Raw genomic sequence first — 21,768 nt, forward strand, 5'->3', positions numbered from 1 at the left:
CCTGCCCGACCGGATTACCCGAACAGACGGTAATAAATGCCGTCGGGTAGGAACTGCGCCAGCCGGAAGAACAGCGAAAATCCGAACGGAAAGCTTTTCTTAAAGCTGGTGCCGCTCATGTGTTCGACCACCTGTTGGGCGGCGGCCTCGGGCTCCATCAGAAACGGCATTTTAAAGTCGTTCTTGTCGGTCAGCTGCGTCTTAATAAAACCGGGGTTGATCACCTGCACCTTGATGCCGGTTTTGCGCAGATCAGCGTGCATACATTCCGCCAGCGACAGGGTACCCGCCTTGGAGGCAGTGTAACCGATAGATTTTGGCAATCCACGATAGGCCGTGAGGCTCGAGGTAATAACGATATGCCCCGCGTCGCGCTTGACCATATCAGGCACGACTTCTCCCATCACGCGCACAAGGCCGGTAAGATTTACGTCTATCATCGTGGTTGCGTGTTCAGGCTCCCACGCCTGCGCGGCGAATGGCCAGTAGGCCCCCGCCAGATAGACAATTCCGTCCACCGGACCAACAGCTTTGACCGCAGCACGGATACTATCGATATCCTGCACATCGATGGTCTGATAGCTGGCGGACACGGGCAATTCCTTCGTCAATGCCGCCAGCTTGTCTTCGGATCGGGCCGAGACAATGACTTCGGCACCCAGTCGGCCAAGCTTATGCGCAAGAGCTTCGCCTAATCCCGCACTCGCCCCGATCAGCCAATAGCGCTTTCCGGTCCATTCGGTCATTGTTCATCCTTTCTACGAATTGTCGCAACAAGCTCGGCCACCTTCAGGCCAAATTTGCGAAATTGGCTGCGGTTGATGATCGTGCCGTCCCGGGTAAGATACATCCAGTCCACGGTTTTCAGCAGGTGCGCACCGACATCGTCGGGCAACTGGATGACATATTTCGACTGTACCGTCGCGCCAACGTTGCGCCCTTTGGCAGTGCCGATGACGTCGGGCGCCGTCGCGGTGAAATGCCCTGCCTCACCCAATGTGATCGTCCAGACACGGTCTTGGGTGGTATTATCGTCATAGACGAAATGTTCGTTAATCTGCGCGGTGTCGCCATCCCATGTCACAACAAAGTCAGCCACAAAGCTGCTGGTCACCCGTCCCGACGGGCCAAAGATTACGCCTTCGCAGACCATGGCCCCGTTTAAATGTTTCTTCATGTCGAAGACCGTGTAGTCGTCCGCATAGTCCGACGGCTTTTGTGCAGAAAAGCTCATGACAAGCCGCCGCGCCAGCCAGACCGCAAGCACCAGGGCAGCCCCTATAAAAACATACAGAACATCGATCATATTTCGTCATCCTTTTGCAGCGGCGTGGCGGCCATCAACCCGATGGCAATCAGCTTGAGCACGCAAGGCACACCGGCATAAAGCCCTATGAGGGTAGAGATCGCCACAGGTCCATTGCCCGTGGCAGCACTGTCAAAACCGGACGCCTGCAGGGTGGGAAGTAGCGCTATGGCAGCGAAGGCAAGGGAGAATTTTGACACAAGTGACCACAGCCCGAACCCTTCGGCGGCGGATGGGGCCACAACCGCCATACGTGCTGCAAACATGGCAGGTAGAAGCGTCAGATCGGCCCCGAGCACCGCACCGGAGGCAAGACACACCAGCACGAACCACGCCAGATCCCCCACCCCCAGCAATAATGTCCCCGCGAACACCACAATCGCCAGCGTCATCGCAGCAAGCAAGACGGGCTTGGGGCCGAAACGCTCTGCCAGTTTGCCCCAGAACGGGGCCGCGACGGCAGCAGAGAGGAAGAACAGCAACAGCAGCGGCCCCTCCCACCCCGGTGCGCGCAACACGCTTTCGACATAGAACAGGAAGAGCGTCGACGTGACTGCAACGGGGGCGGCATTGAAAAGCGCGATCACCAGCAGCCGGCGCGCGACGGGATCGCGCAGGACCACGCCGATACCCGTGGTGCCCACAACGCCTGTGCTGTGCCACTCGCCCCGCATGGCAAAAACGCCCGCCGCGCCAAGCACGGCAAAGCCGACGGCGAACCCCGCAAACGGTGCATTTAACACCACCCCGAGCATCACAGGCAGCACCGAGGCGACGCAGACGCCCAGCAACGCCCCTGTCTCGCGCCAGCGTGCCAACATCAGATGCCCACGCCCGGGCAACGTCGCCGCCTTGGCGACGCCTTGAGCATAAAAACAGATCGTGAGGAAACTGAACGCAGAAAACACGCCCGTCAGTGTCAGCGCAAACCAGATCAGCGGCGGCAGCAACGGCGGAACCGCAAACAGCGCAAACATCGACCCTGCCATCAGGGCTGTGCCGACAGCGACAGCCACCCCGCGCTTGTGGCGCAGCATATGCGACAAGCGCCCCAGCAGCGGGTCTTGGACCACATCAAGCAGGCGCAGCCCAAACAGCACCGACCCCAAAGCGCCAAGGGACACCCCGTATTCATCAACAAAGAACTTTGGCGCATGGATGTAAATCGGCAGCCCCGCCGCCGCCAGCAGCGAAGCAAACAGCGCATAGGCCGGCAGTTGATGCGCCGAGCGGGTCACGTTTTCGAGACGTCATTCACCGGCGGTTCGGGGCGCGGGCGATAGCCGCCGCCCTTCCACCAGAGTTTTAGCGCCTGCCAGTGGATTAGCCCGAGCACACGCCGCGCCCCGAACGGACGCCGCAGCAGCGACCACACGATTGCGCGGTTCGTCAGCGGGGTGCGCGTACCGGTTAGCGTGGCGATCAACCCGCCAGTGGTCCGGGTATAGTCGATCCAGACCCCGATATGATCATCGCGAATATCAAAGCGAAAGCTGTATCCGCCTTCGACCGGCTGAAAGGGCGAGACATGAAAAATCTTCGTCGCGTGCAGGTGATCGGTCGGCTCTATCGGGCGCAGGTCATCGTGGTGACACAGATAACTGTGGCGGTCGCCGAATGTGTTCGACACCTCTGATATCACCGCGATCAACGCCGCGTCGGCGCGTCGGCAAAGCCAGAAACTAACGGGGTTAAAGCCATGCCCCAGAACCCGAGGCTGTGCCATCAGCTCGATCCGCGCGACGCCGGTGACGTTATGCTGCGCCAGAACATCGCGCACCCAAGCGGCCCCGCGACCCGCACCTTTGGGGCCACCGTGGTCCGCGTCCCACAGGGATGTCACAGCGCCGCGGTTGCGCCCGAATAACGTGGGCGTTTGCAGATCGGCCTCTGCATCCAGCACCACATAATCGATAGAATAGCGAAAGCTGTTTTCGACCGCCCCCTTGCGCCCATGATAGGTCACGCCCCGGATATGATCCACGCGCGCTGTCATTCGGCGGCCAGCGACACCTTGGCCTTGGCACGCAGCCCCTGGACCACATCGACAGCGCTGGATAGCCCGTCTTCGTGAAAGCCGTGCTTCATCCATGCGCCGCAGAACCAGGTGTTCTGTGCGCCATTGAATCCGCGCACCTGCTCTTGGGCTGCCAACGCGCCCAGATCATAGACCGGATGGCGCAGAGTGACCTGATCATAGATCAGTTCCTCGCGGATCGGGCGTTTGGTGTTGAGCGTGACAAAATGCGGATCGTCCATCGGGATAGGTTGCAACGAATTCATCCAGTATGTCAGGTCGATCCGGTCGGTCTGCTGTCCCTTGTCCTCAGCATAAATCCAAGATGCCCAAGTTTTGCGCAGCTTGGGCATCACGGATGCATCCGCATGCAGCACCACATCGTTGGGTTGGTATTTCACCGCGCCCAAAGCCGCACGCTCTGCCGTGCTGGGGTCGGCCAGCAGTGCAAGTGCGTCATCCGAATGGCTGGCAAACACGACCTCGTCAAAGGCTTCCCATTCCGCGCCGTTGGTTTTCACCTCTACCCCCAACGGGATACGGCGGACGGATTGGACAGGGGTGCCAAGGCGGATGTCGACGCCTTTGTCCGACAGCGATGCCCCCAGACGGTTCACGTAATTCTGTGACCCGCCGTCGACCGTATACCACTGGTGCTGGCCTGTGTGGCTTAGCAAAGCGTGGTTTTCAAAGAAGTCGATCATCGAATAGGCTGGGAAATCCATGATCTTGTCCACGGGTGTTGACCAGATCGCGCCGGACAGCGGCGTCAGGTAATATTTGCGGAAATATTCGCCCGCGCCCAGCTTGTCCAAAAAGCCCGCGATGGTCAGCGTGCGATCCTGCGCCAGTTTGGTCGCCGTGTTGTTGAACCGCACGATATCGGTCAGCATCCGCAGGAATTTGGGGTTTAGTGCATTGCGCCGCTGCGCAAAGATCGAATCCAGCGTCATCAGGCCATATTCAAGCCGCCCCCCGTCAATGGACGCACCAAAGCTCATGTTGGATTTAACCACGGGCACGTCCAGTTCTTTGAACAGTGCGGCGAGGTTGGGATAATTGGCATAGTTGAACACGATAAAGCCCGTATCCACAGGCTGATCGCCCTTCCTGCCCGCCATCTTGGTGCGCGCATGACCGCCCAGACGGGGGCAGCTTTCGAACAAAGTGACCTGATGGTCGTCGCCCAACATATGCGCAGCCCCCATGCCGGAAATACCCGCGCCGATGACGGCAATTTTTCGCTGGCCAGCCAAAGGGGTGTTCTGTGGCGGGTCGATGGCTTCAAATGGCATAAGGCGAGAAATTCCAGTCTGTCAGGTTTGGTCTGTGCTTGGGCTGATACACGGGCCGGACTGTACATGAGTTGCAGTTAATAACGCACTAACTACGACTTTCTGTAACACCCCTGTCGTGGCTCCTCGCTTAGTTAGCCCGTCAGGGCGTTTTGTCAGGGCGCGACAAGGGTACAACGCGACTATCCTGCTCTGACAACTCTTCGAAATCGAAATTATCAAGCCGCGCCGCACGTTTGCCCGCGCGTTCGGCGGCAGTGCCCAACCCTTCAAGGTCGGCGCGGGCCTGCCCGAAATGGGTGTTCAGCTTGCCCACGCGTTCCACCACAAGCTCTACGTCGCGGTGCAACATCTTGAGCGTCTTGCGAATGGCCCCCGCCTGTTCCCGCATCCGCGCGTCTTTCAGGATCGCACGCATGGTGTTCAGCGTCGCCATGCAGGTGGTCGGTGATACGATCCAGACCCGCGCGTCAAAGCCTTCACGCACCAATTCGGGAAAGTTGGCGTGGAGTTCCGCATACACGGCCTCGGAGGGGAGGAACATCAGCGCGCCATCGGCTGTTTCACCTTCGATGATGTATTTCGTGGAGATCGCTTGGATGTGCGCTTTGACCGCGACACGCATCGCACGGGAGGCGTCCTTGACCTCGTAATCGGTCTTGGCACGGCGCAGCGCCTCGTAGGCTTCAAGCGGGAATTTGCTGTCGATCGCGATCGGCCCGGGCGGGTTCGGCAGGTGGATCATACAATCCGCGCGTTTGCCGTTCGAGAGCGTCGCCTGCATGGTATAGCTGTCGCTTGGCAGCGCCTTGGAAACGATATCACGCAGCTGGATTTCACCGAATGCGCCACGGGTTTGCTTATTGCTCAGGATGTCTTGCAGTGACAGTACATCGCCGGACAGTTTGGTGATATTATCCTGCGCCTTGTCGATCGCCGCCAGCCGCTCCTGAAGCTGGGTCAGACTGGTGTTTGTCTGCTTGCTTGACCCGTGCAACGTCGCGCTCATGCGTTCCTGCATCTCTGCAAGCGACCGCGCGGATCGGGCAGCGTTATCGGCCAGCCGGTCCTGCATCTGCTGCTGTACATGGGCCATCCGCGTCTCGATGCTTTGTACCATCTGGGCTTGCGCATTGGCCTGCGTGTCCGACACGGTCTGCAAGCCGCCGCGCAGTTGTTCCTGCCCCATGCCAAGCTGTTGCACATGGCCCCCCAAGATTTGCATCTGTCGCGCCAACGGGGCGGTAACACGCGCCGACCGGCCCGCGGCCCGCACGGCCATCACCAGCAAGATCAGCACCAGCAAGACCACGCAACCGCCACCGATCAGCAGCAGCATCGCAGGGTCTGTCAGCACATAGGTTTCATCACCAACCTGGATCATGTGCGTCCGAACAGACGTTCAATATCGCTCAACTTCAGCTCGACATAGGTGGGGCGGCCATGGTTGCACTGGCCGGAATGGGGGGTCGCCTCCATCTCGCGCAGCAGCGCGTTCATTTCCTCGCCGCGCATCCAGCGTCCCGACCGGATTGATCCGTGACAGGCCACACGGCTGAGGATCGCCTCGATCCGGGCCTGCAGTGTGTTGCTTTCATATTGGTCCGCCAGTTCATCGAGGATATCCAGCACCATCGCCTTGGCGTCCACCGTGCCAAGGATCGCGGGCGTTTCACGCACGGCGATCGCGCTACCGCCAAAGGGTTCGATCCCCAGTCCAAAGCGCGCCAGTTCATCCGCGACCTCAAGCAGCCGCGCACAGTCAGAGGTCGACAGATCCACGATTTCGGGGATCAACAAGGCCTGCGCTGCAACACCGTTTTCCGCCATCTGGCGTTTCAGCTTTTCATAGACCAGACGTTCATGCGCCGCGTGCTGGTCAACAATCACCATGCCCGTCGCCGTTTGTGCGATGATGTAATTCTCATGCACCTGCCCGCGTGCGGTTCCCAAAGGAAAGTCCGGCGCGGGTGCCGGCGTCTGCGCGTCATGGCTTTGTGCATCAGGGGCGTCAGCACCATACTGCGGCGGCGTATCTACACGGCCCCACATGCCAGCGGTTTCGGCAAATCCCGGCTCCGGTGCTTGGGCCTGATAGGCGGTCGTGCGCGCACCAAGAGAGGGGCGGTCCATCTGATATACACGCCCGGCAGGTTGTTCGGGCCGCATCGCCCCCAAGGTCGCATTCGCTACAGTGGTCGAGGCACGGTGCCCCGCATCCGCCAGCGCATGTCGCAACCCTGAAACGATCAACCCGCGCGCCAAACCGGGGTCGCGAAAGCGCACTTCGGATTTGGCGGGGTGGACGTTCACGTCGACGAGCTTGGGGTCACAATCGACAAACAGCGCGGCAGCAGGATGGCGGTCGCGGCTCAGCAGGTCAAAATAAGCCCCGCGCAACGCGCCCACCAAAAGCTTGTCGCGCACCGGGCGGCCATTAACGAACAAATATTGCGTCACCGCAGAGCCGCGCGAGTAAGTGGGCAAGGCGGCATATCCGGTCAGGTGCAGACCGTCGCGTTCGGCATCAATGGCCAGCGCATTTTCGGCAAACTCGCGCCCCAGCACTTGTGCCAGACGGCCATGCAGCGCAGCGAACATATCGCCTTGTTCTGCGTCCGCGCGAAACACCTCGCGGCCCGGACCATCGCCGGACACATCGCGCAGGGTGAAACGCACGAAAGGTTCCGCCATCGCCAACCGCTTGATGATGTCAGAGATCGCCTGCGCCTCGGCGCGGTCGGTCCGCAGGAATTTCAAACGCGCAGGGGTGGCAAAGAACAGGTCGCGCAGCGTGACCACCGTGCCGCCGTTCAGCGCGGCGGGGCGCACAGGGCCAGTCACGCCCCCGTTGACCGAAATCTCTGCCCCGTCTTGCCCAGCCATGCGGCTGCAAATGGTAAGCCGCCCGACAGCGCCCAGCGATGGCAACGCCTCGCCGCGAAAGCCGAATGTGTGGATGTTCAGCAGGTCCGTTCCGTCGATCTTGGAGGTCGCGTGCCGTGACAGCGCCAGCGCCAGATCGCCCGCCGCAATGCCGCAGCCGTCGTCCGTGACGCGGATCAGGGTTTTGCCCCCGTCGGCATATTCAACCGTAATCTGGCGGGCACCCGCATCAATCGCGTTCTCGACCAGTTCCTTGACCGCAGAGGCAGGGCGTTCAACGACCTCTCCGGCGGCGATACGGTTAATCGCAGAGTCGTCCAGTTGCCGGATAACCGGAGGATTTTCGCTTATGTTGGGGTTTGGATGCGCCATGCGGCTAGACCTAGCATAGAGGCGCGCGATTCTGAAAGCCGCGAATAGAGACGGTTAACGCCTGTCGGCGGTGTTAATCCTGTGTGGCCGCGTTGAACCAGGCGACGATCTCGGCGCGTTCGCTGGCCTGCATATGGCTCAGGTTCGCAGGGGGCATCGCATCTGTCACACCCGCTTGCAAATAGATCTGTTTCGCGGCGCTGGCGATCTGGTGTTCGGTCTCGAGCCGGGCGGATTTCGGCGGCCAGAGCAGCCCGTCCCACGCCGGTTCTGCGGCGTGGCACATGCTGCACCGGCCACGCACGATGTCATGCACCCGGTCGAACCCTTCGGCTTGGGCAAAGCGCAGCGCAGGGCCAGTGGCCTCTTCGGGTTCGACACTGCGGAACATGGGCGCAGTCGACAGCCACATGATCGTGACGAACAACAGCGCGGTGACCGCCCATGTCCACGTCGGGTTGCCCTGACGCGCGTGCAAGCTGTTGAAGTAGTGGCGGATTGTGACCCCCATCAGGAATACCAGCGCCGCGATCAGCCAGTTCATTTCCGACGCAAATGCCAGTGGGTAGTGGTTGCTGAGCATCAGGAAGATCACCGGCAACGTCAGATAGTTATTATGCGTGCTGCGCTGTTTGGCGATCTTGCCGTATTTCGCATCCGGCACCCGCCCCGCCTTGAGGTCGGCCACCACGATCCGCTGGTTCGGCATGATGATGAAAAACACGTTTGCCGACATGATCGTCGCGGTGAAAGCCCCCAGATGCAGCAGCGCTGCGCGCCCCGAAAAGACTGACGTATAGAAATAGGCCATCCCCACGAGGATCACATACAGGCCGATCATCAGCCGCGTGTTGTTGTCGCCGAATTTGCTTTTGCAAATTTGATCGTAGACCAGCCAGCCAAAGCCAAGCGACAGCAGGGAAATCCCCACCGCCTGCCAGTTCGCCAGCTCTGCAACACTGGGATCAACAAGATAGAATTCGGCCCCGAGGTAGTAGACCAGGATCAGCAACGCAAAGCCCGAGAGCCAGGTCGAATAGCTTTCCCATTTGAACCAGATCAGATCGTCGGGCATCTGCGCAGGTGCCACCAGATACTTTTGGACGTGATAGAACCCGCCGCCGTGGACCTGCCACTCTTCCCCGTCTGCGCCGGTTTTGAGGTTGCGGTCGCGGTGCAGGCCCAGATCCAGCGCGATGAAGTAGAACGACGACCCGATCCACGCAATGGCCGTGATGACATGCACCCAGCGAACGGCAAACTCGATCCAAGCGCCAATGGCGGCCATATCGTACATGGGGGTAGCTCCTTAGTGACGTGTCTTGGTTGTATGCGGCAGCGTGCCTTTGGAGCTGCCCGACAACCCGCCCGAGACTTCCTCGGTTGATTCCTCGGCAAGTTCTTCGGGCAGAAGCAGGTTCAGCACAATAGCAATCAGAGCGGCGGGAAGCAGTCCGCTGGTCAGCAGAATCTTGGCCGTGTCAGGCAGGTGTTGCACCGCACCCGGCTCCAGCTGCAGCCCCAGACCAATCGAGATCGAGATGGCGAAGATCACCATATTGCGGCGGTTCCAGTCCACATCCGACAACATCGACATGCCCGCCGCCACGACCATGCCGAACATTACGATGACCCCGCCGCCCAACACCTCGATCGGGATGGTACGGATCACGCCGCCCACCTTGGGGACGAGCCCACAGACGATCAGGAACAACGCGCCGATGGTGACGACATGGCGGCTCATGACGCCGGTCATCGCGATCAGGCCGACGTTCTGGCTGAACGATGTGTTGGGCAGGCCACCAAAGATGCCCGCAACAGCTGACCCGATCCCGTCGGCATAGGTCGCGCCCTGAATTTCGCTATCCGTCGCTTCGCGGCCCGCGCCGCCTTTGGTGATCCCTGCGACGTCGCCCACGGTTTCAATCGCCGAAATGAACGCCATTAAGCAAAAGCCGATGATCGCTGCGGCCGAAAATTCGAACCCGTATTTCAGCGGGTTGGGCAGTGCAAAGGCGGCGGACCGTGACCATGACCCGCTGATATCCCCAAAGCTGAGCATCCCGACGGCCAGTGCATAGACGTAGCCTACGATCAATCCGATCAGCACCGCGGAAATGGACAGCATCCCGCGGGTGAAAAACTTAACCCCCAGCGTAACAAAGATCACCACCAGCGCGGCTGACCAGTTCAGCAGGCTGCCATAGGCCGGCGTGCCAATTGCCGGCACCCCACCTGCGGCGTATTGAATGCCGACCTTGACTAAAGCCAGACCGATCATCGTGACCACCAGCCCGGTGACAAGCGGCGGCAATGCAAAGCGGATCTTGCCAATAAACAGCCCCAGAAACGCGTGAAACATGCCCCCGATCACCACGCCGCCAAACAAGGCAGCCAGTCCGTCGACACCTTTGCCCGCCACCAGCGGGATCATGATGGGGATGAACGCAAAGGATGTGCCTTGCACAATCGGCAGCCCTGCCCCGACCGGCCCGAGCGTCAGCGTTTGCAACAGCGTCGCGACACCGGCAAACAGCATCGACATCTGGATCAGGTACAGCAGTTCGGGAAAGTCAGGCGAGTTCGACCCGAAGCCAAAGCCCGCCGCACCCGCGATGATGATGGCGGGGGTGACATTTGACACAAACATCGCCAGCACATGCTGAACACCCAAGGGAATGGCGCGATGCAGCGGCGGCATGTAATTGGGGTCGCGCAGTTGTTCCGGCGTGCCGATGGCGTGGCGTGTCATAATCAATGTCCCTTGTTGATCGCTGGCCGCAGTTTGTGCGGTCCTGTTAGGCGCGGGGTTTACCCCTTGATCACATAAGGCGGGTCCAGCGGGTATTCGTCAAGGTTCGCGCTTGCGCCGATGCTGTCCACAACCGCGAATAGCCCTGGCTCTGCCAAAGGCGTAAGCACGCCGTGCCATGTCCCGCGGCGAAAGTTCACGCCCTGATGAGGCGCGGTAACAAAGGCCAGCGGCGTGCCGGGGGCATCGCCTTTGTCCCGTGCGACAATGACAAGAAACGGCTCACCAGACAGCGGGAGGAACGCCTGCGATCCTTCGGGGTGACGTTCAAGCAGGTCCAACCGGTAAGGCAAGCTACGTGCCTGCGCGTTAAAAATGCTGATGCCCGCGCGCCCCTCCGGCCCGAAATCAAGCGCTGCCAGATCATGATGCCGTCCGCACAGCCCTGCGTTGATGATACGGTCCGGTGTACCAGAGGCGTCCAGCACCTCTCCGAAGGGGGCGAAGGCGGCAGCGGTCAGCGGCTGAACGGCGATCTCGCGCATGGCAGCGCCGGTCATAGCGACAGCGGCATGTGGCGGTTCACATCCTTATACAGCAGATAGCGGAACGGCTCATCGCCCGTCGCGATACAGGCCTGCGGACAAAAAGCGCGTAACCACATGAAATCGCCCGCTTCTACCGGAACCCAGTCGCGGTTCAGCAAATAATCCGCCGTGCCTTGAATGACATAGAGCCCGTGTTCCATCACATGGGTTTCCGCAAACGGAATGCGACCGGCCGGCTGGAAGGTCACGATATTGACGTGCATGTCGTGGCGCAGGTCACCGGGGTCGGCAAAACGCTGGGTTGCCCAAGCCCCATCGGTATCGGGCATGGCAATAGGCGCGACATTCTTGTCATGGGTGACGAACGCATCCGGCGCATCGATCCCTTGGGCAGGGACATACCGTTTACGCACCCAATGGAGACCACACGGCGTATCGCCGGTGTTCCACAGCGTCCACGGGGTAGCAGGGGGAATATACGCGTAGGACCCCGCCACCAGATCGTGGGCGTCGCCATCCAGCGTCAGCCGCGCCGTCCCCGTCGCCACAAACAAGACCGCCTGCGCCTGTGCGTCCGGCTCGGGGGTGTCGCTGCCACCATTGAGGGCAAGTTCTATCGCGTATTGCGCAAAGGTTTCGGCAAATCCGGTCAGCGGCCGCGCCAACACCCAAGCGCGTGTATTCTTCCAACCCGGCAACAGGCTGGTCACGATATCGCGCTGCACCGAGGCGGGGATCACCGCATAGGCATCGGTGAAAACAGCTGTGCTTTCGGGCGACACGGATTGATCCGGCAGACCGCCGGGGGGGAAGGCATAGGTCATAGCATATCCTCTAGCCGCAGACGTGCGATCCGTTCGACCTGCGCGCATGCAGTGGTAAATTCATCTTCGGTTGCATTGGCGATACGGGTTTCGAACTGGCGTAGGATGCCGTCCTTGTCGTGATCCTTGACCGCGATGATAAACGGAAACCCGTGTTTGGCGACGTATTGGCTGTTCAACGTCTCGAACCGCGTACGCTCGGCGTCGGTCAGTGCGTCCAGCCCGGCGCTGGCTTGCTCCTGCGTGCTTTCCGCCGTCAGCCGTTTGGCCGCCGCCAGCTTGCCCGCCAGATCGGGGTGCGCGGTCAGCACGCCCAAGCGTTCCGCCCGCGTCGCCGACCGGAACATCCGCGCCAGTGCATTGTGAATCCCCGCGACAGAGTTATGCGCAGGCCCGAGTTCAAGCTCGAAGGCGCGTTCCGCGATCCACGGCGAATGTTCGAACACGCCACCGAATTTGGCGACAAAGCTGGCGCGGTCCATTTGATCCAGACGCAGGCGCGGCTGCGGCGGATGGGTCGCGCGCCAATGGTCTGCGATATCGATGCGGCGCGGCGTCCAGACGCCCTCGAACCCTTTGATATAGTCGATAAAGCGTTTCAGCGCCTGTATCCGCCCCGGGCGCCCGATCAAGCGACAGTGCAAGCCGACCGACATCATTTTGCCCTGACCTGCGCTGCCTTCGGCATAAAGCGCATCGAAGGTATCGCACAGGTAGGTGTAGAACTGTTCGCCCGAGTTAAAGCCCTGCGGCGTGGCAAACCGCATGTCGTTGCAGTCAAGCGTATAGGGTATGATCAGTTGATCGCGGCCCGCCACCTGTGTCCAGTAGGGCAGATCATCGTCGTATGTGTCAGAGATATAATCGAATTCGCCTGTCTCGGCTGCCAGCGCCACCGTGTTCACAGAGCTGCGTCCTGTGTACCAGCCGCGGGGAGCGTGACCGACGACTTCGCGGTGGAGACGGATGGCCTCGTCCATGTTAGCGCTTTCGACCTCGGCGGTGTGATCCTTGTAGTCGATCCACTTCAGCCCGTGGCTTGCGATCTCCCAGTCGGCTTGGGTCATTGCCTCTACCTGCTGGGGGGACCGCGCCAAGGCGGTGGCGACACCATAGACGGTGACGGGAATATTGGCACCGGTGAACAGGCGGTGCAGCCGCCAGAACCCCGCTCGCGCGCCGTAGTCGTAGATAGATTCCATATTCCAGTGACGCTGCCCCGGCCAAGGGGCGGCCCCGACGATCTCGGACAAGAATGCCTCTGATGCGGCGTCCCCGTGGAGCAGACAGTTTTCGCCGCCCTCTTCGTAATTCAGCACAAATTGTACAGCGATCCGCGCCCCTCCCGGCCATTGAGCGTCAGGCGGTGTCGGGCCGTAGCCGTGAAAATCACGAGGGTAACGTGTCATGAGATCGTCCTTTGGTCAGCGCCCGCCTGCAAAGGGAAACCTCGCACTGTGGGCCGATTGTTTTGTTCAACCTACAGTTTTCTGGCACTGATTTTTCGCAATGTACAGCCAGCCACCCCCTTACAGAAGGTTGGCTGGCTGCCAGATCGGCTCGAGTGGCCCTGCTCTCTTATACCGAAAGTTCTAAGGCGCTGGCCGGCCTGAAACTAAAACACATGGGGGGATAAAATCGGGCGGGAAGGTGAGTGGAAGGGGCCGCTCTTGCTGCGCTATGCAACACGAGTCCTGCCGGCCCCTGCCCAATGATCGCCGCACCAGATGCGGCTTGCCCGATCATAAGAATTCTGTCCCCCAGAATACATATTCGGATTGTATGGATCGCTGGCAGGCGACACCTCCGATTATATGTTGTCTACCATATAGGCTCAGGATGATTCGCGGCTCAAGCAAAAACGAATCGGTATGTGCATATTTTTTCGCCGCCCCCCGAATCGCCGGCTTTTCCCGCCCCTCGGCCTTCCCCGCTGATCCGCCATTGACCTGCCGTGACACCTGCCTATCGTAAGGGTCCAACGGATCAGGAAAGACCCTACTCATGGCAAACGGCTACTTGACGACGCATGTTCTGGACACCGCACGTGGACGCCCCGCAGGGGGGATGGAGATCACGCTGTACCGGATCGAAGGGACCAACCGCATGAAGCTGGTTCAAATGAGCACAAATGCCGACGGACGCACCGACACGCCGATCCTGCCCAAAGGCCAGTTTGCAGCCGGCACGTACGAGCTGGTGTTCGACGCCGGAGGCTATCTCGACGCGATCGGGGCAGAGCCCGAGTCACCGCGGTTCCTTGACCAAATACCGCTGCGTTTTGGCATTTCGGACACGGACGCGCATTACCACGTGCCGCTTTTGCTATCGCCTTTCGGGTATTCCACCTATCGCGGCAGCTGAACGCCGCTGCCAGATGTGACGTGAGGGCGCGATGCTTGCATTGCGCGCTTGCCCCGTGGCACATTGACTGTCTGATCAGACAGGAAAGCGCCCATGTCCACGCATGTAAACAACCCGACCGAACTGGCACAAAGCCACCTGCCGCAGGTGACTGAACCCCGCAATCCGGGGATGCCGCTGGATATGGATTGGGTGCGCGCCGTGCAGGTAAACACCTCTGCGGTAGAGCGTCGTGCCGCTGGCCTGCCCGCACGCCGGTCCGTGAAAAAAGACCATCAAGCCGCGTGGCTGCTGCGCGCCGTCAGCTGCATCGATCTAACGACGCTATCGGGCGATGACACTGCCCGCCGCGTGGAACGGCTGTGCGCCAAGGCCCGTCAGCCGATTGCACCCGCTTTGCTGGACGCGCTTGGCATGTCGCGGATCACCGTGGGCGCGGTCTGTGTCTACCACGAGATGATCGCCCCCGCCAAAGCAGCACTTGAAGGCACCGGCATCCCGATTGCTGCCGTGTCCACCGGTTTTCCCGCCGGGCTGTCCCCTTTCGAGCTGCGCCTGCGCGAGATCGAGATGAGCGTCGCCGCAGGAGCCGCCGAGATCGACATCGTTATTTCACGCCGCCATGTCCTATCGGGCGACTGGCAGGCGCTTTATGATGAAATGCGTGCCTTCCGCGCCGCATGCGGTGACGCCCACGTCAAAGCGATCCTTGCAACCGGAGAGTTGGGCAGCCTGCGCAACGTCGCGCGTGCGTCGCTGATCTGCATGATGGCGGGGGCGGATTTCATCAAGACCTCGACCGGCAAGGAAAGCGTCAATGCGACCCTGCCCGTGACCCTCGTGATGATCCGCGCGATCCGCGACTATTTCGACCGCACCGGCTTCCGCGTCGGCTATAAACCTGCGGGCGGGATCTCGAAAGCCAAGGACGCGCTGATCTATCTTGCCATGATGAAAGAGGAATTGGGCGACCGCTGGTTGCAGCCTGACCTGTTCCGTTTCGGGGCGTCGTCGCTGTTGGGCGACATCGAACGCCAGCTCGACCACCATGTGTCGGGCAGCTATTCCGCAAGCCATCGTCACGCCATTAGCTGAGCCGCGTGAAACCAATGTCGGATTTGAGTATTTTGAAAAGGGTGAACCCATGAGCGTGTCCGAAATCTATGAAACCATGGACTATGGGACGGCACCGGAAAATGCCGCTGACGCGCTGGCGTGGCTGGTCGATCAAGGCAGCCGTTTCGGGCATTTCATCGACGGCGCGTTCACCGACGCACGCGATGATTTCGAAAGCCGCAACCCTGCGAACGGGAATGTGCTGGCGACGCTGACGCAAGCCAGTCAGGCCGAAGTCGACACCGCCGTCGCTGCTGCACGCAAGGCGCAGCCAAAGTGGGTCAAGCTTGGCGGACACGGGCGGGCGCGGTTCCTGTATGCCTTGGCGCGGTTGTTGCAAAAACACAGCCGGCTATTTGCCGTGCTGGAAACGCTGGATAACGGCAAACCCATCCGCGAAGCGCGCGATGTGGATGTGCCACTGGCGCAGCGGCATTTCTACTATCACGCAGGCATGGCCCAGCTGATGGAGTCCGAGCTGCCCGACGCAGAGGCGCTTGGCGTGTGTGGGCAGATCATCCCGTGGAATTTCCCGCTGTTGATGCTAGCGTGGAAAGTCGCACCTGCTTTGGCGATGGGGAACACGGTGGTATTGAAACCTGCCGAGTATACGTCGCTGACCGCGCTGCTGTTTGCCGATATCTGTATGCAGGCTGGCTTGCCCAAGGGGGTTGTGAATATCGTGACAGGCGACGGCCCCGTGGGCGAGATGATTGTGCAATCGGATGTCGACAAGATCGCCTTTACTGGATCAACACCCGTGGGCCGGCATATCCGCGAGGTGACAGCCGGGAGCGGCAAGGCGCTGACGCTCGAGCTGGGGGGCAAGTCGCCCTATATCGTGTTTGACGATGCGGATCTGGATTCAGCCGTCGAGGGGCTGGTCGACGCGATCTGGTTCAATCAGGGTCAGGTCTGCTGTGCAGGCTCGCGCCTGTTGGTGCATGAACCTGTGGCGGATCAGTTCTATGCCAAGCTGCGCGTGCGCATGGCGAAGCTGCGGGTCGGTAATCCGCTGGATAAATCCGTTGACGTGGGCGCGCTGGTCGATCCCGTTCAGGTGCAGCGCGTGACCGATATGGTCGCCGCCAACACCAGTGGCGAAGTGTTTACCGCAGGCGAGATCCCTGCGACCGGCTGCTATTATCCCCCCACGCTGATCACAGGCATGAACCCTGCCGATCCCTTGATGCAGGACGAAATCTTTGGCCCCGTGCTGGTATCCACCACATTCCGCACCCCCGCCGAGGCGGTCGAACTGGCCAATAACACCCGCTACGGTCTGGCCGCGACGGTCTGGTCCGAGAACATCAATCTGGCGCTGGATATCGCGCCCAAGCTGGTCGCGGGCATCGTATGGGTGAACGGCACCAACATGATGGATGCCGCCGCAGGCTTTGGCGGGGTGCGCGAAAGCGGCTTTGGCCGTGAAGGCGGCTGGGAAGGCCTGACAGCCTACACCCGTTCGAAAACCACGCAAAAGCCGTTGAAAGAGATCGCCGCCTTTACCGGCAGTGGCACGCCAGCGGACCCGATTGACCGAACCGCCAAGCTGTATATCGGGGGCAAGCAAAGCCGTCCCGACAGCGGCTATTCCGCACCTGTGTGGGGCAAGTCCGGCGATCTGCTGGGGCATGTCTCGCTTGCGTCGCGCAAGGATGTGCGCAACGCCGTGGAGGCCGCTCACGCTGCAAAGGGCTGGAGCAAGACAACCGGCCATTTGCGCGCGCAAATCCTGTATTACATCGCTGAAAATCTGGCCGCACGCGGGGATGAGTTCGCGCAACGGCTGGATGCGATGCAGGGTGGCAAGACCGGCAAAGCCGAGGTCGATCTGGCGGTCAAACGGCTGTTCACCTATGCCGCCTGGGCCGACAAATATGACGGTCAGGTGCATGGCGTGCCGATCCGCGGGGTCGCGCTTGCGATGAAAGAACCTGTTGGCGTTATCGGCGCGCTTTGCCCCACAGAGGCCCCATTGCTTGGGTTGATCTCCTGCATGGCCCCGGCGATTGCCATGGGCAACCGTGTCATTCTTGCGGCCAGCGGCCCCTTCCCGCTTGCTGCGACGGACTTTGTTCAGGTTCTAGAAACCTCTGATGTGCCGGCGGGCGTGGTGAATATCGTGACCGGGCCGCAGAAGGACACGGCAGAAACGCTGGCGCGGCATATGGATGTAAATGCGGTCTGGAGCTTTGGCGACAAAGCGCAAAGCGAAACCGTGGAACGGGCCAGCGCGCAGAACCTGAAACGCACATGGGTCAACAACGGCATGGCGCGCGACTGGGATGGCGCAGAGGGCGAAGGCAAAGCGTTCCTGCAAGCCGCGACCTCGGTCAAGAATATCTGGATTCCCTACGGCGAATAACGTCTTCTTGTCCTGCTGAAACGAAAAACGGGCGCTGTGGAGCGCCCGTTTTTTTGTATGTGTGGTTTGCTAAAGGAGCCGTCAGTCGTTCTGACCTGGTGCGGTGCCGTCGACCCCTTTGGGTTGCCCGACGACGACAAAGGCCAGTCCTTCGGGATCAAGCAACTCGTCTGCAACGCGTTTCACATCATCCAGCGTCACGGCTTCGACCTTGTCATTGCGGGTGGCGATATAGTCGATGGGCAGGTCGATCATTTGCATCCCCACAAGGATACTGGCGATGGTCTGGTTGCCATCAAAGCGCAGCGGGTAGGAACCTGTGATATAGGTCTTGGCATCATCCAGCTCTTGCTGGGTCACACCGTCGGCTGCGGCCTTGGTCCATTCCTCCTTGATCACGTCCATCGCCTGCCCGATCCGATCGTTGGCCGAGCTGACGGAGCCTTGGATCGTCTCTGCCAGATCCATAGGAACCAAGGAGGAATACACGCCATAGGTCAGCCCGCGCTTCTCGCGGACTTCGGTCATGAGACGGCTTTCAAAAGACCCGCCGCCCAAAACCTGGTTCAGTACCGTTGCAGCAAAGAAATCATCGTCTTTCTGCGAGATACCGTTCTGCGCAAAGAGCGCGACCGATTGCGGCGTCGGGAAATCCACGACCGTCGTGCCCGAGGGGATGGTCACCTCGGCACGAGGGGGCAGCGGCGCGCCGGTCTTAGGTAGATCTCCCAGCAGGTCGTCCAGCATCAGGCCAAGCGCTTCGGGCGTAATATCCCCCACCGCGCCAATGAAGATGCGGTCGCGGGCCAGAACCGCCTTATGCGCCGCGATCAGGTCGTCACGGGTCAGGGCGGTCACGGTGTCTTTCGTCCCGCTGAGAGGCGAGCCGTAGGGGTGATCGCCATAGAGCAGTTCATCCATCTTCTTGCGCGCGATATCGTTGGGGTCCTTGGCACTGGAACGGATGCCAGACAGAACCTGACCGCGCACACGTTCAATCGCGTCGGGATCAAAACGAGGGGACTGCACCGCCTGTTTCAGCAGCGCGATAGAGGCGTCCTGATTTTCGGTCAGAAAGCGCGTTGAAATTGCCAGTGCGTCATCATCCACACTGAACCGGAAACTGCTGGCGAGACCTTCGGCGGCGCGCGCAAAATCGCGGGCATCCATGTCACCGGCCCCTTCTTCGAGTAAGCCGGACATCAGGTTGGTAGCACCGCGTTTTTCGGGCGCATCCAGCGACGCGCCCCCGCGAAACCGCAGGTCAAGCGCCACGAAGGGGATCGAATGTTCCTCTACCAGCCAAGCGGTGATGCCACCGGGGGATGTGACCTCTTGGATATCCACCTCGGCGCGGGCGGGCAGAGCGGCTAAAACCGTCAGAACTACAGCGTAAAATAGTCTCATTCTGTCACCTCTTCGCGCATCAGCCACCCTGTGACAGAAGCCTCGCGGTTAAACACATCCTTGGCGGCCTGCATGATGTCATCGGCTGTCACGGCCTCGAGCACATCTGGCCAGTCTTGCACGTCTTGCACGCTCAGCCCGATCGCCAATGCGCTGCCATAGCGATTGGCGACGCTATCGGCATTGTCGCGCGCATAGATTTGTTCGGCGCGGACCTGTTGCTTGATGCGTTCAAGCTGTTCGGCATCCACACCGTCTTTCATGAAACCGGCAACGGCCGCGTCCATTGCATCTTCGGCGTCCTGTAGGGAGACGCCGGGCTGCGGGACCACGACAATGTTAAAGGTCGTATCATCCAGCGATTGGCCACTGTAGAATGCAGCAGAATAGGTTGCTATTGACGTATCGAACTGCAGCTTTTCGGAGAAATAGGACGTCGTGCCGCCGCCCAAAAGCTCCGCCAATATCGTGAGCGCCGCTGCGGTTTGTTGATCACCGGGGTCACGTTCCTGGGCAAGATACGATCGGCTCACGTATTCCTGCGCGACGCGGTCATCGCGGAAAGTCAGACGGCGTTCAGCGGTTTGGGGCGGTTCTTGGGTGCGCAAACGTTCAGGCAGCTCGGGATTGGCGGGGATTTTACCGTAATATTGCTCAGCCAACTGTCGCACATTGTCAGGTTCCACATCGCCAGAGACGACGAGAATAGCATTGTTGGGCGAATAGTAGAGCTTATAGAAATCCAACGCATCCTGCAGGTCCAGCTCGCGCATTTCATGCATCCAGCCGATGACCGGCGTGCCGTAGCGGTGATTAAGGTACTGCGCCGCGTTCAACTGTTCGCGGAATAGCGCGCTCGGGTCATTCTCGGTGCGCTGGTTGCGTTCTTCGATAATCACGTCGCGTTCAGTCGCGATGTTTTCCGGCGTCAGACGGATGTTTCTCATCCGGTCCGATTCCATTTGCATCATCAATTCGAGCCGATCCGCGGCAACCCGTTGGAAATAGGCGGTATAATCATAACTGGTAAAGGCATTGTCGCGCCCGCCGTTCTTGGCAACCGTGGCGGAAAATTCACCGGCTTCCATCTTGTCGGTGGCCTTGAACAACAGGTGTTCGAGGAAGTGCGCCACGCCGGAAGACCCTTTGGGTTCATCCGCGGAACCGGCGCGGTACCACACCATCTGCTGCACGGACGGGGCACGGTGGTCTTCGACGACCACGACCTCCATCCCGTTGTTCAGCGTGAAATGTGTGACGTCTTCGTTGTCTCGCGCCAGCGCCACTGTGGTGGGCAAGGCAAGCGCGAATAAAGCCCCGAGGGCCGGTAATCTGATCATGGTCGGTCCTTTGAGCAGGGTCCTAAGACCTCTTACTTACGCCACCTCGCGGGGCGATCAAGGGACCTAACAGAATTGTAATTCAGCCAGCGTCACTCTGCCGGAGGCGCAGAGGGTGTGCGCGCACCGGCACGACGCCAACGCGCGGCCTCGCGGGGGGCGTCTAGAATCTGACGTTTATAGGCTTGATCGTAGCGATCCGTCGGTACAATCTTGATTTGCGTGAACCGTGCCTTGCGTTTGCGGAAGGCGGCGTCGGTTTCGGCCAGTTCCTGACGGATATTATTGGTTACACCCATGCGGCTGGCCTGTTGCACCAGCGCCACGTCGGACGCCGGAATGCCTTCGGCATTGCTTTGCGGGGTGCCGCCAAAGGCCAAGACCCCTTCGGCAATCGCATTACGATCGGTCAGGTTCGCCTGCCCCGGCGTCGGCACGGGCAGCGTGGCATAGCTGTCAGGCTGCTGCAGCGACTTGGCGGGCTGGATCATGAATTCGTCAGGCCCTTTCGCAGAGCTGCGAATGTCCCGCAGGCCAGTGTTGCCGCAGGCCCCAAGGGCAAGCGGTAGCAAGACAAGAGCGGCGACAAAGCGCATGACGGATCTCCTTAAGGACTTGTTAAGGTCTTTGTACCAATATCGCAGTCACGCGGTAATTGTCACTGGCCTTTTTTCGGGGCCTTTTTCGGTGTGGCTTTTGCCGGTTTCTTGGGGTCGCCCGTGAAATAAATCAGCCCCAACGCGCCCGCGAAAATGAAGATATCCGCGATGTTAAAGACGAAAGGATTATTGATCCCACAGCAAGACATGTTCAAGAAATCAAGTACATAGCCATAGATCAACCGGTCAACGACATTTGCCAGTGCGCCACCGATCAGCATGCCTGCGCTGATATTGGCCCAAAGGCTCATGGTTTGGCGGTTGGCCCAGACGACCACACCCACGCAGATGGCACAGGCCAGCCCGATGAGGATCCAACGACTTGCGTCGGACCCGTCACCGAAAAGGCCAAAGTTGATCCCGCGGTTCTCGCCGTAGCGAAAATTGATCAGCGGCGGCAATACGTCGATAGACCGGATGCGGCTCAGCTCCATCGCGTGCACAACAATGTACTTGCTCAGTTGATCCGCCAAAAACGCCGCGAAACCGGCCCAGAAAATAATACGCATACCGA

Annotated in this window: 19 protein-coding genes; 3 read left to right on the plus strand and 16 right to left on the minus strand. The window is 60.2% G+C overall.

The genetic code is table 11. From position 1 onward, the window contains the following. Nucleotides 1–14 precede the first annotated feature (14 nt). The 12 genes from ACVBAU_RS00385 to puuE form a co-directional block, all read right to left on the minus strand. The gene (locus ACVBAU_RS00385; RefSeq protein ID WP_448327235.1) at nt 15–746 is read right to left on the minus strand and encodes an SDR family NAD(P)-dependent oxidoreductase; all 732 of its coding nucleotides are present in this window, start codon (nt 744–746) and stop codon (nt 15–17) included. Beyond that, nucleotides 743–1,306, minus strand: coding sequence for a DUF3833 family protein (locus tag ACVBAU_RS00390; RefSeq protein ID WP_335744557.1), 564 nt, complete (start codon nt 1,304–1,306; stop codon nt 743–745). The genes ACVBAU_RS00385 and ACVBAU_RS00390 overlap by 4 nt, the downstream gene beginning before the upstream one ends. Further along, nucleotides 1,303–2,544: an MFS transporter gene (locus ACVBAU_RS00395; RefSeq protein WP_448327237.1), complete on the minus strand. Its 1,242-nt coding sequence runs from the start codon at nt 2,542–2,544 to the stop codon at nt 1,303–1,305. Before ACVBAU_RS00395 ends, ACVBAU_RS00390 begins: the two co-directional genes overlap by 4 nt. Next, nucleotides 2,541–3,302 (minus strand): DUF1365 domain-containing protein, encoded by a 762-nt coding sequence (locus ACVBAU_RS00400; protein ID WP_448327239.1) that lies wholly within the window; start codon nt 3,300–3,302, stop codon nt 2,541–2,543. Before ACVBAU_RS00400 ends, ACVBAU_RS00395 begins: the two co-directional genes overlap by 4 nt. Continuing rightward, the gene (locus ACVBAU_RS00405) at nt 3,299–4,618 is read right to left on the minus strand and encodes an NAD(P)/FAD-dependent oxidoreductase (RefSeq protein ID WP_448327241.1); all 1,320 of its coding nucleotides are present in this window, start codon (nt 4,616–4,618) and stop codon (nt 3,299–3,301) included. The genes ACVBAU_RS00400 and ACVBAU_RS00405 overlap by 4 nt, the downstream gene beginning before the upstream one ends. A 142-nt stretch (nt 4,619–4,760) precedes the next feature. Then, nucleotides 4,761–6,002: a DNA recombination protein RmuC gene (locus tag ACVBAU_RS00410; RefSeq protein WP_138924896.1), complete on the minus strand. Its 1,242-nt coding sequence runs from the start codon at nt 6,000–6,002 to the stop codon at nt 4,761–4,763. After that, nucleotides 5,999–7,876, minus strand: coding sequence for a DNA mismatch repair endonuclease MutL (gene mutL, locus ACVBAU_RS00415; protein ID WP_448327243.1), 1,878 nt, complete (start codon nt 7,874–7,876; stop codon nt 5,999–6,001). Before mutL ends, ACVBAU_RS00410 begins: the two co-directional genes overlap by 4 nt. Nucleotides 7,877–7,949: 73 nt before the next feature. Further along, nucleotides 7,950–9,173: a urate hydroxylase PuuD gene (locus ACVBAU_RS00420; protein ID WP_448327245.1), complete on the minus strand. Its 1,224-nt coding sequence runs from the start codon at nt 9,171–9,173 to the stop codon at nt 7,950–7,952. A 12-nt stretch (nt 9,174–9,185) separates the two neighbouring features. Beyond that, on the minus strand, nt 9,186–10,628 hold the full coding sequence (locus ACVBAU_RS00425) for a uracil-xanthine permease family protein (RefSeq protein ID WP_448327247.1): 1,443 nt from the start codon (nt 10,626–10,628) through the stop codon (nt 9,186–9,188). Nucleotides 10,629–10,687: 59 nt separating this feature from the next. Continuing rightward, nucleotides 10,688–11,188, minus strand: a complete 501-nt coding sequence (locus tag ACVBAU_RS00430) for an ureidoglycolate lyase (RefSeq protein WP_448327249.1) — start codon at nt 11,186–11,188, stop codon at nt 10,688–10,690. Then, nucleotides 11,185–12,000 (minus strand): bifunctional allantoicase/(S)-ureidoglycine aminohydrolase, encoded by an 816-nt coding sequence (locus ACVBAU_RS00435; protein WP_448327251.1) that lies wholly within the window; start codon nt 11,998–12,000, stop codon nt 11,185–11,187. Before ACVBAU_RS00435 ends, ACVBAU_RS00430 begins: the two co-directional genes overlap by 4 nt. After that, on the minus strand, nt 11,997–13,409 hold the full coding sequence (puuE, locus tag ACVBAU_RS00440; RefSeq protein ID WP_138924891.1) for an allantoinase PuuE: 1,413 nt from the start codon (nt 13,407–13,409) through the stop codon (nt 11,997–11,999). The genes ACVBAU_RS00435 and puuE overlap by 4 nt, the downstream gene beginning before the upstream one ends. A 595-nt stretch (nt 13,410–14,004) precedes the next feature. On the opposite strand from puuE, the gene uraH reads away from it, so the two are divergent. From uraH to ACVBAU_RS00455, 3 genes are all read left to right on the plus strand, one after another. Next, complete coding sequence (gene uraH, locus ACVBAU_RS00445; RefSeq protein ID WP_335744564.1) at nt 14,005–14,364, plus strand: hydroxyisourate hydrolase; 360 nt, start codon at nt 14,005–14,007, stop codon at nt 14,362–14,364. A gap of 93 nt (nt 14,365–14,457) precedes the next feature. After that, nucleotides 14,458–15,459, plus strand: coding sequence for a deoxyribose-phosphate aldolase (gene deoC, locus ACVBAU_RS00450; RefSeq protein ID WP_448327253.1), 1,002 nt, complete (start codon nt 14,458–14,460; stop codon nt 15,457–15,459). A gap of 49 nt (nt 15,460–15,508) precedes the next feature. Continuing rightward, nucleotides 15,509–17,848, plus strand: a complete 2,340-nt coding sequence (locus tag ACVBAU_RS00455; RefSeq protein ID WP_448327255.1) for an aldehyde dehydrogenase family protein — start codon at nt 15,509–15,511, stop codon at nt 17,846–17,848. An 81-nt stretch (nt 17,849–17,929) separates the two neighbouring features. Here ACVBAU_RS00455 and ACVBAU_RS00460 read toward each other — a convergent pair whose 3' ends face one another. The 4 genes from ACVBAU_RS00460 to lspA all read right to left on the minus strand — a co-directional run bounded on the left by ACVBAU_RS00460 (nt 17,930) and on the right by lspA (nt 21,763). Then, entirely contained in the window at nt 17,930–19,255 is a 1,326-nt protein-coding gene (locus tag ACVBAU_RS00460; RefSeq protein ID WP_448327256.1) for a M16 family metallopeptidase, read from the minus strand. Next, complete coding sequence (locus ACVBAU_RS00465; protein WP_448327258.1) at nt 19,252–20,595, minus strand: M16 family metallopeptidase; 1,344 nt, start codon at nt 20,593–20,595, stop codon at nt 19,252–19,254. The genes ACVBAU_RS00460 and ACVBAU_RS00465 overlap by 4 nt, the downstream gene beginning before the upstream one ends. 92 nt (nt 20,596–20,687) lie before the next feature. Continuing rightward, a complete protein-coding gene (locus ACVBAU_RS00470; protein ID WP_448327260.1) occupies nt 20,688–21,191 on the minus strand; it encodes a DUF3035 domain-containing protein in 504 nt (167 codons plus the stop codon). A gap of 62 nt (nt 21,192–21,253) precedes the next feature. After that, nucleotides 21,254–21,763, minus strand: a complete 510-nt coding sequence (gene lspA / locus ACVBAU_RS00475; protein ID WP_138924884.1) for a signal peptidase II — start codon at nt 21,761–21,763, stop codon at nt 21,254–21,256. Nucleotides 21,764–21,768: the final 5 nt, after the last annotated feature.

This window comes from Sulfitobacter sp. M13, from assembly GCF_053474885.1.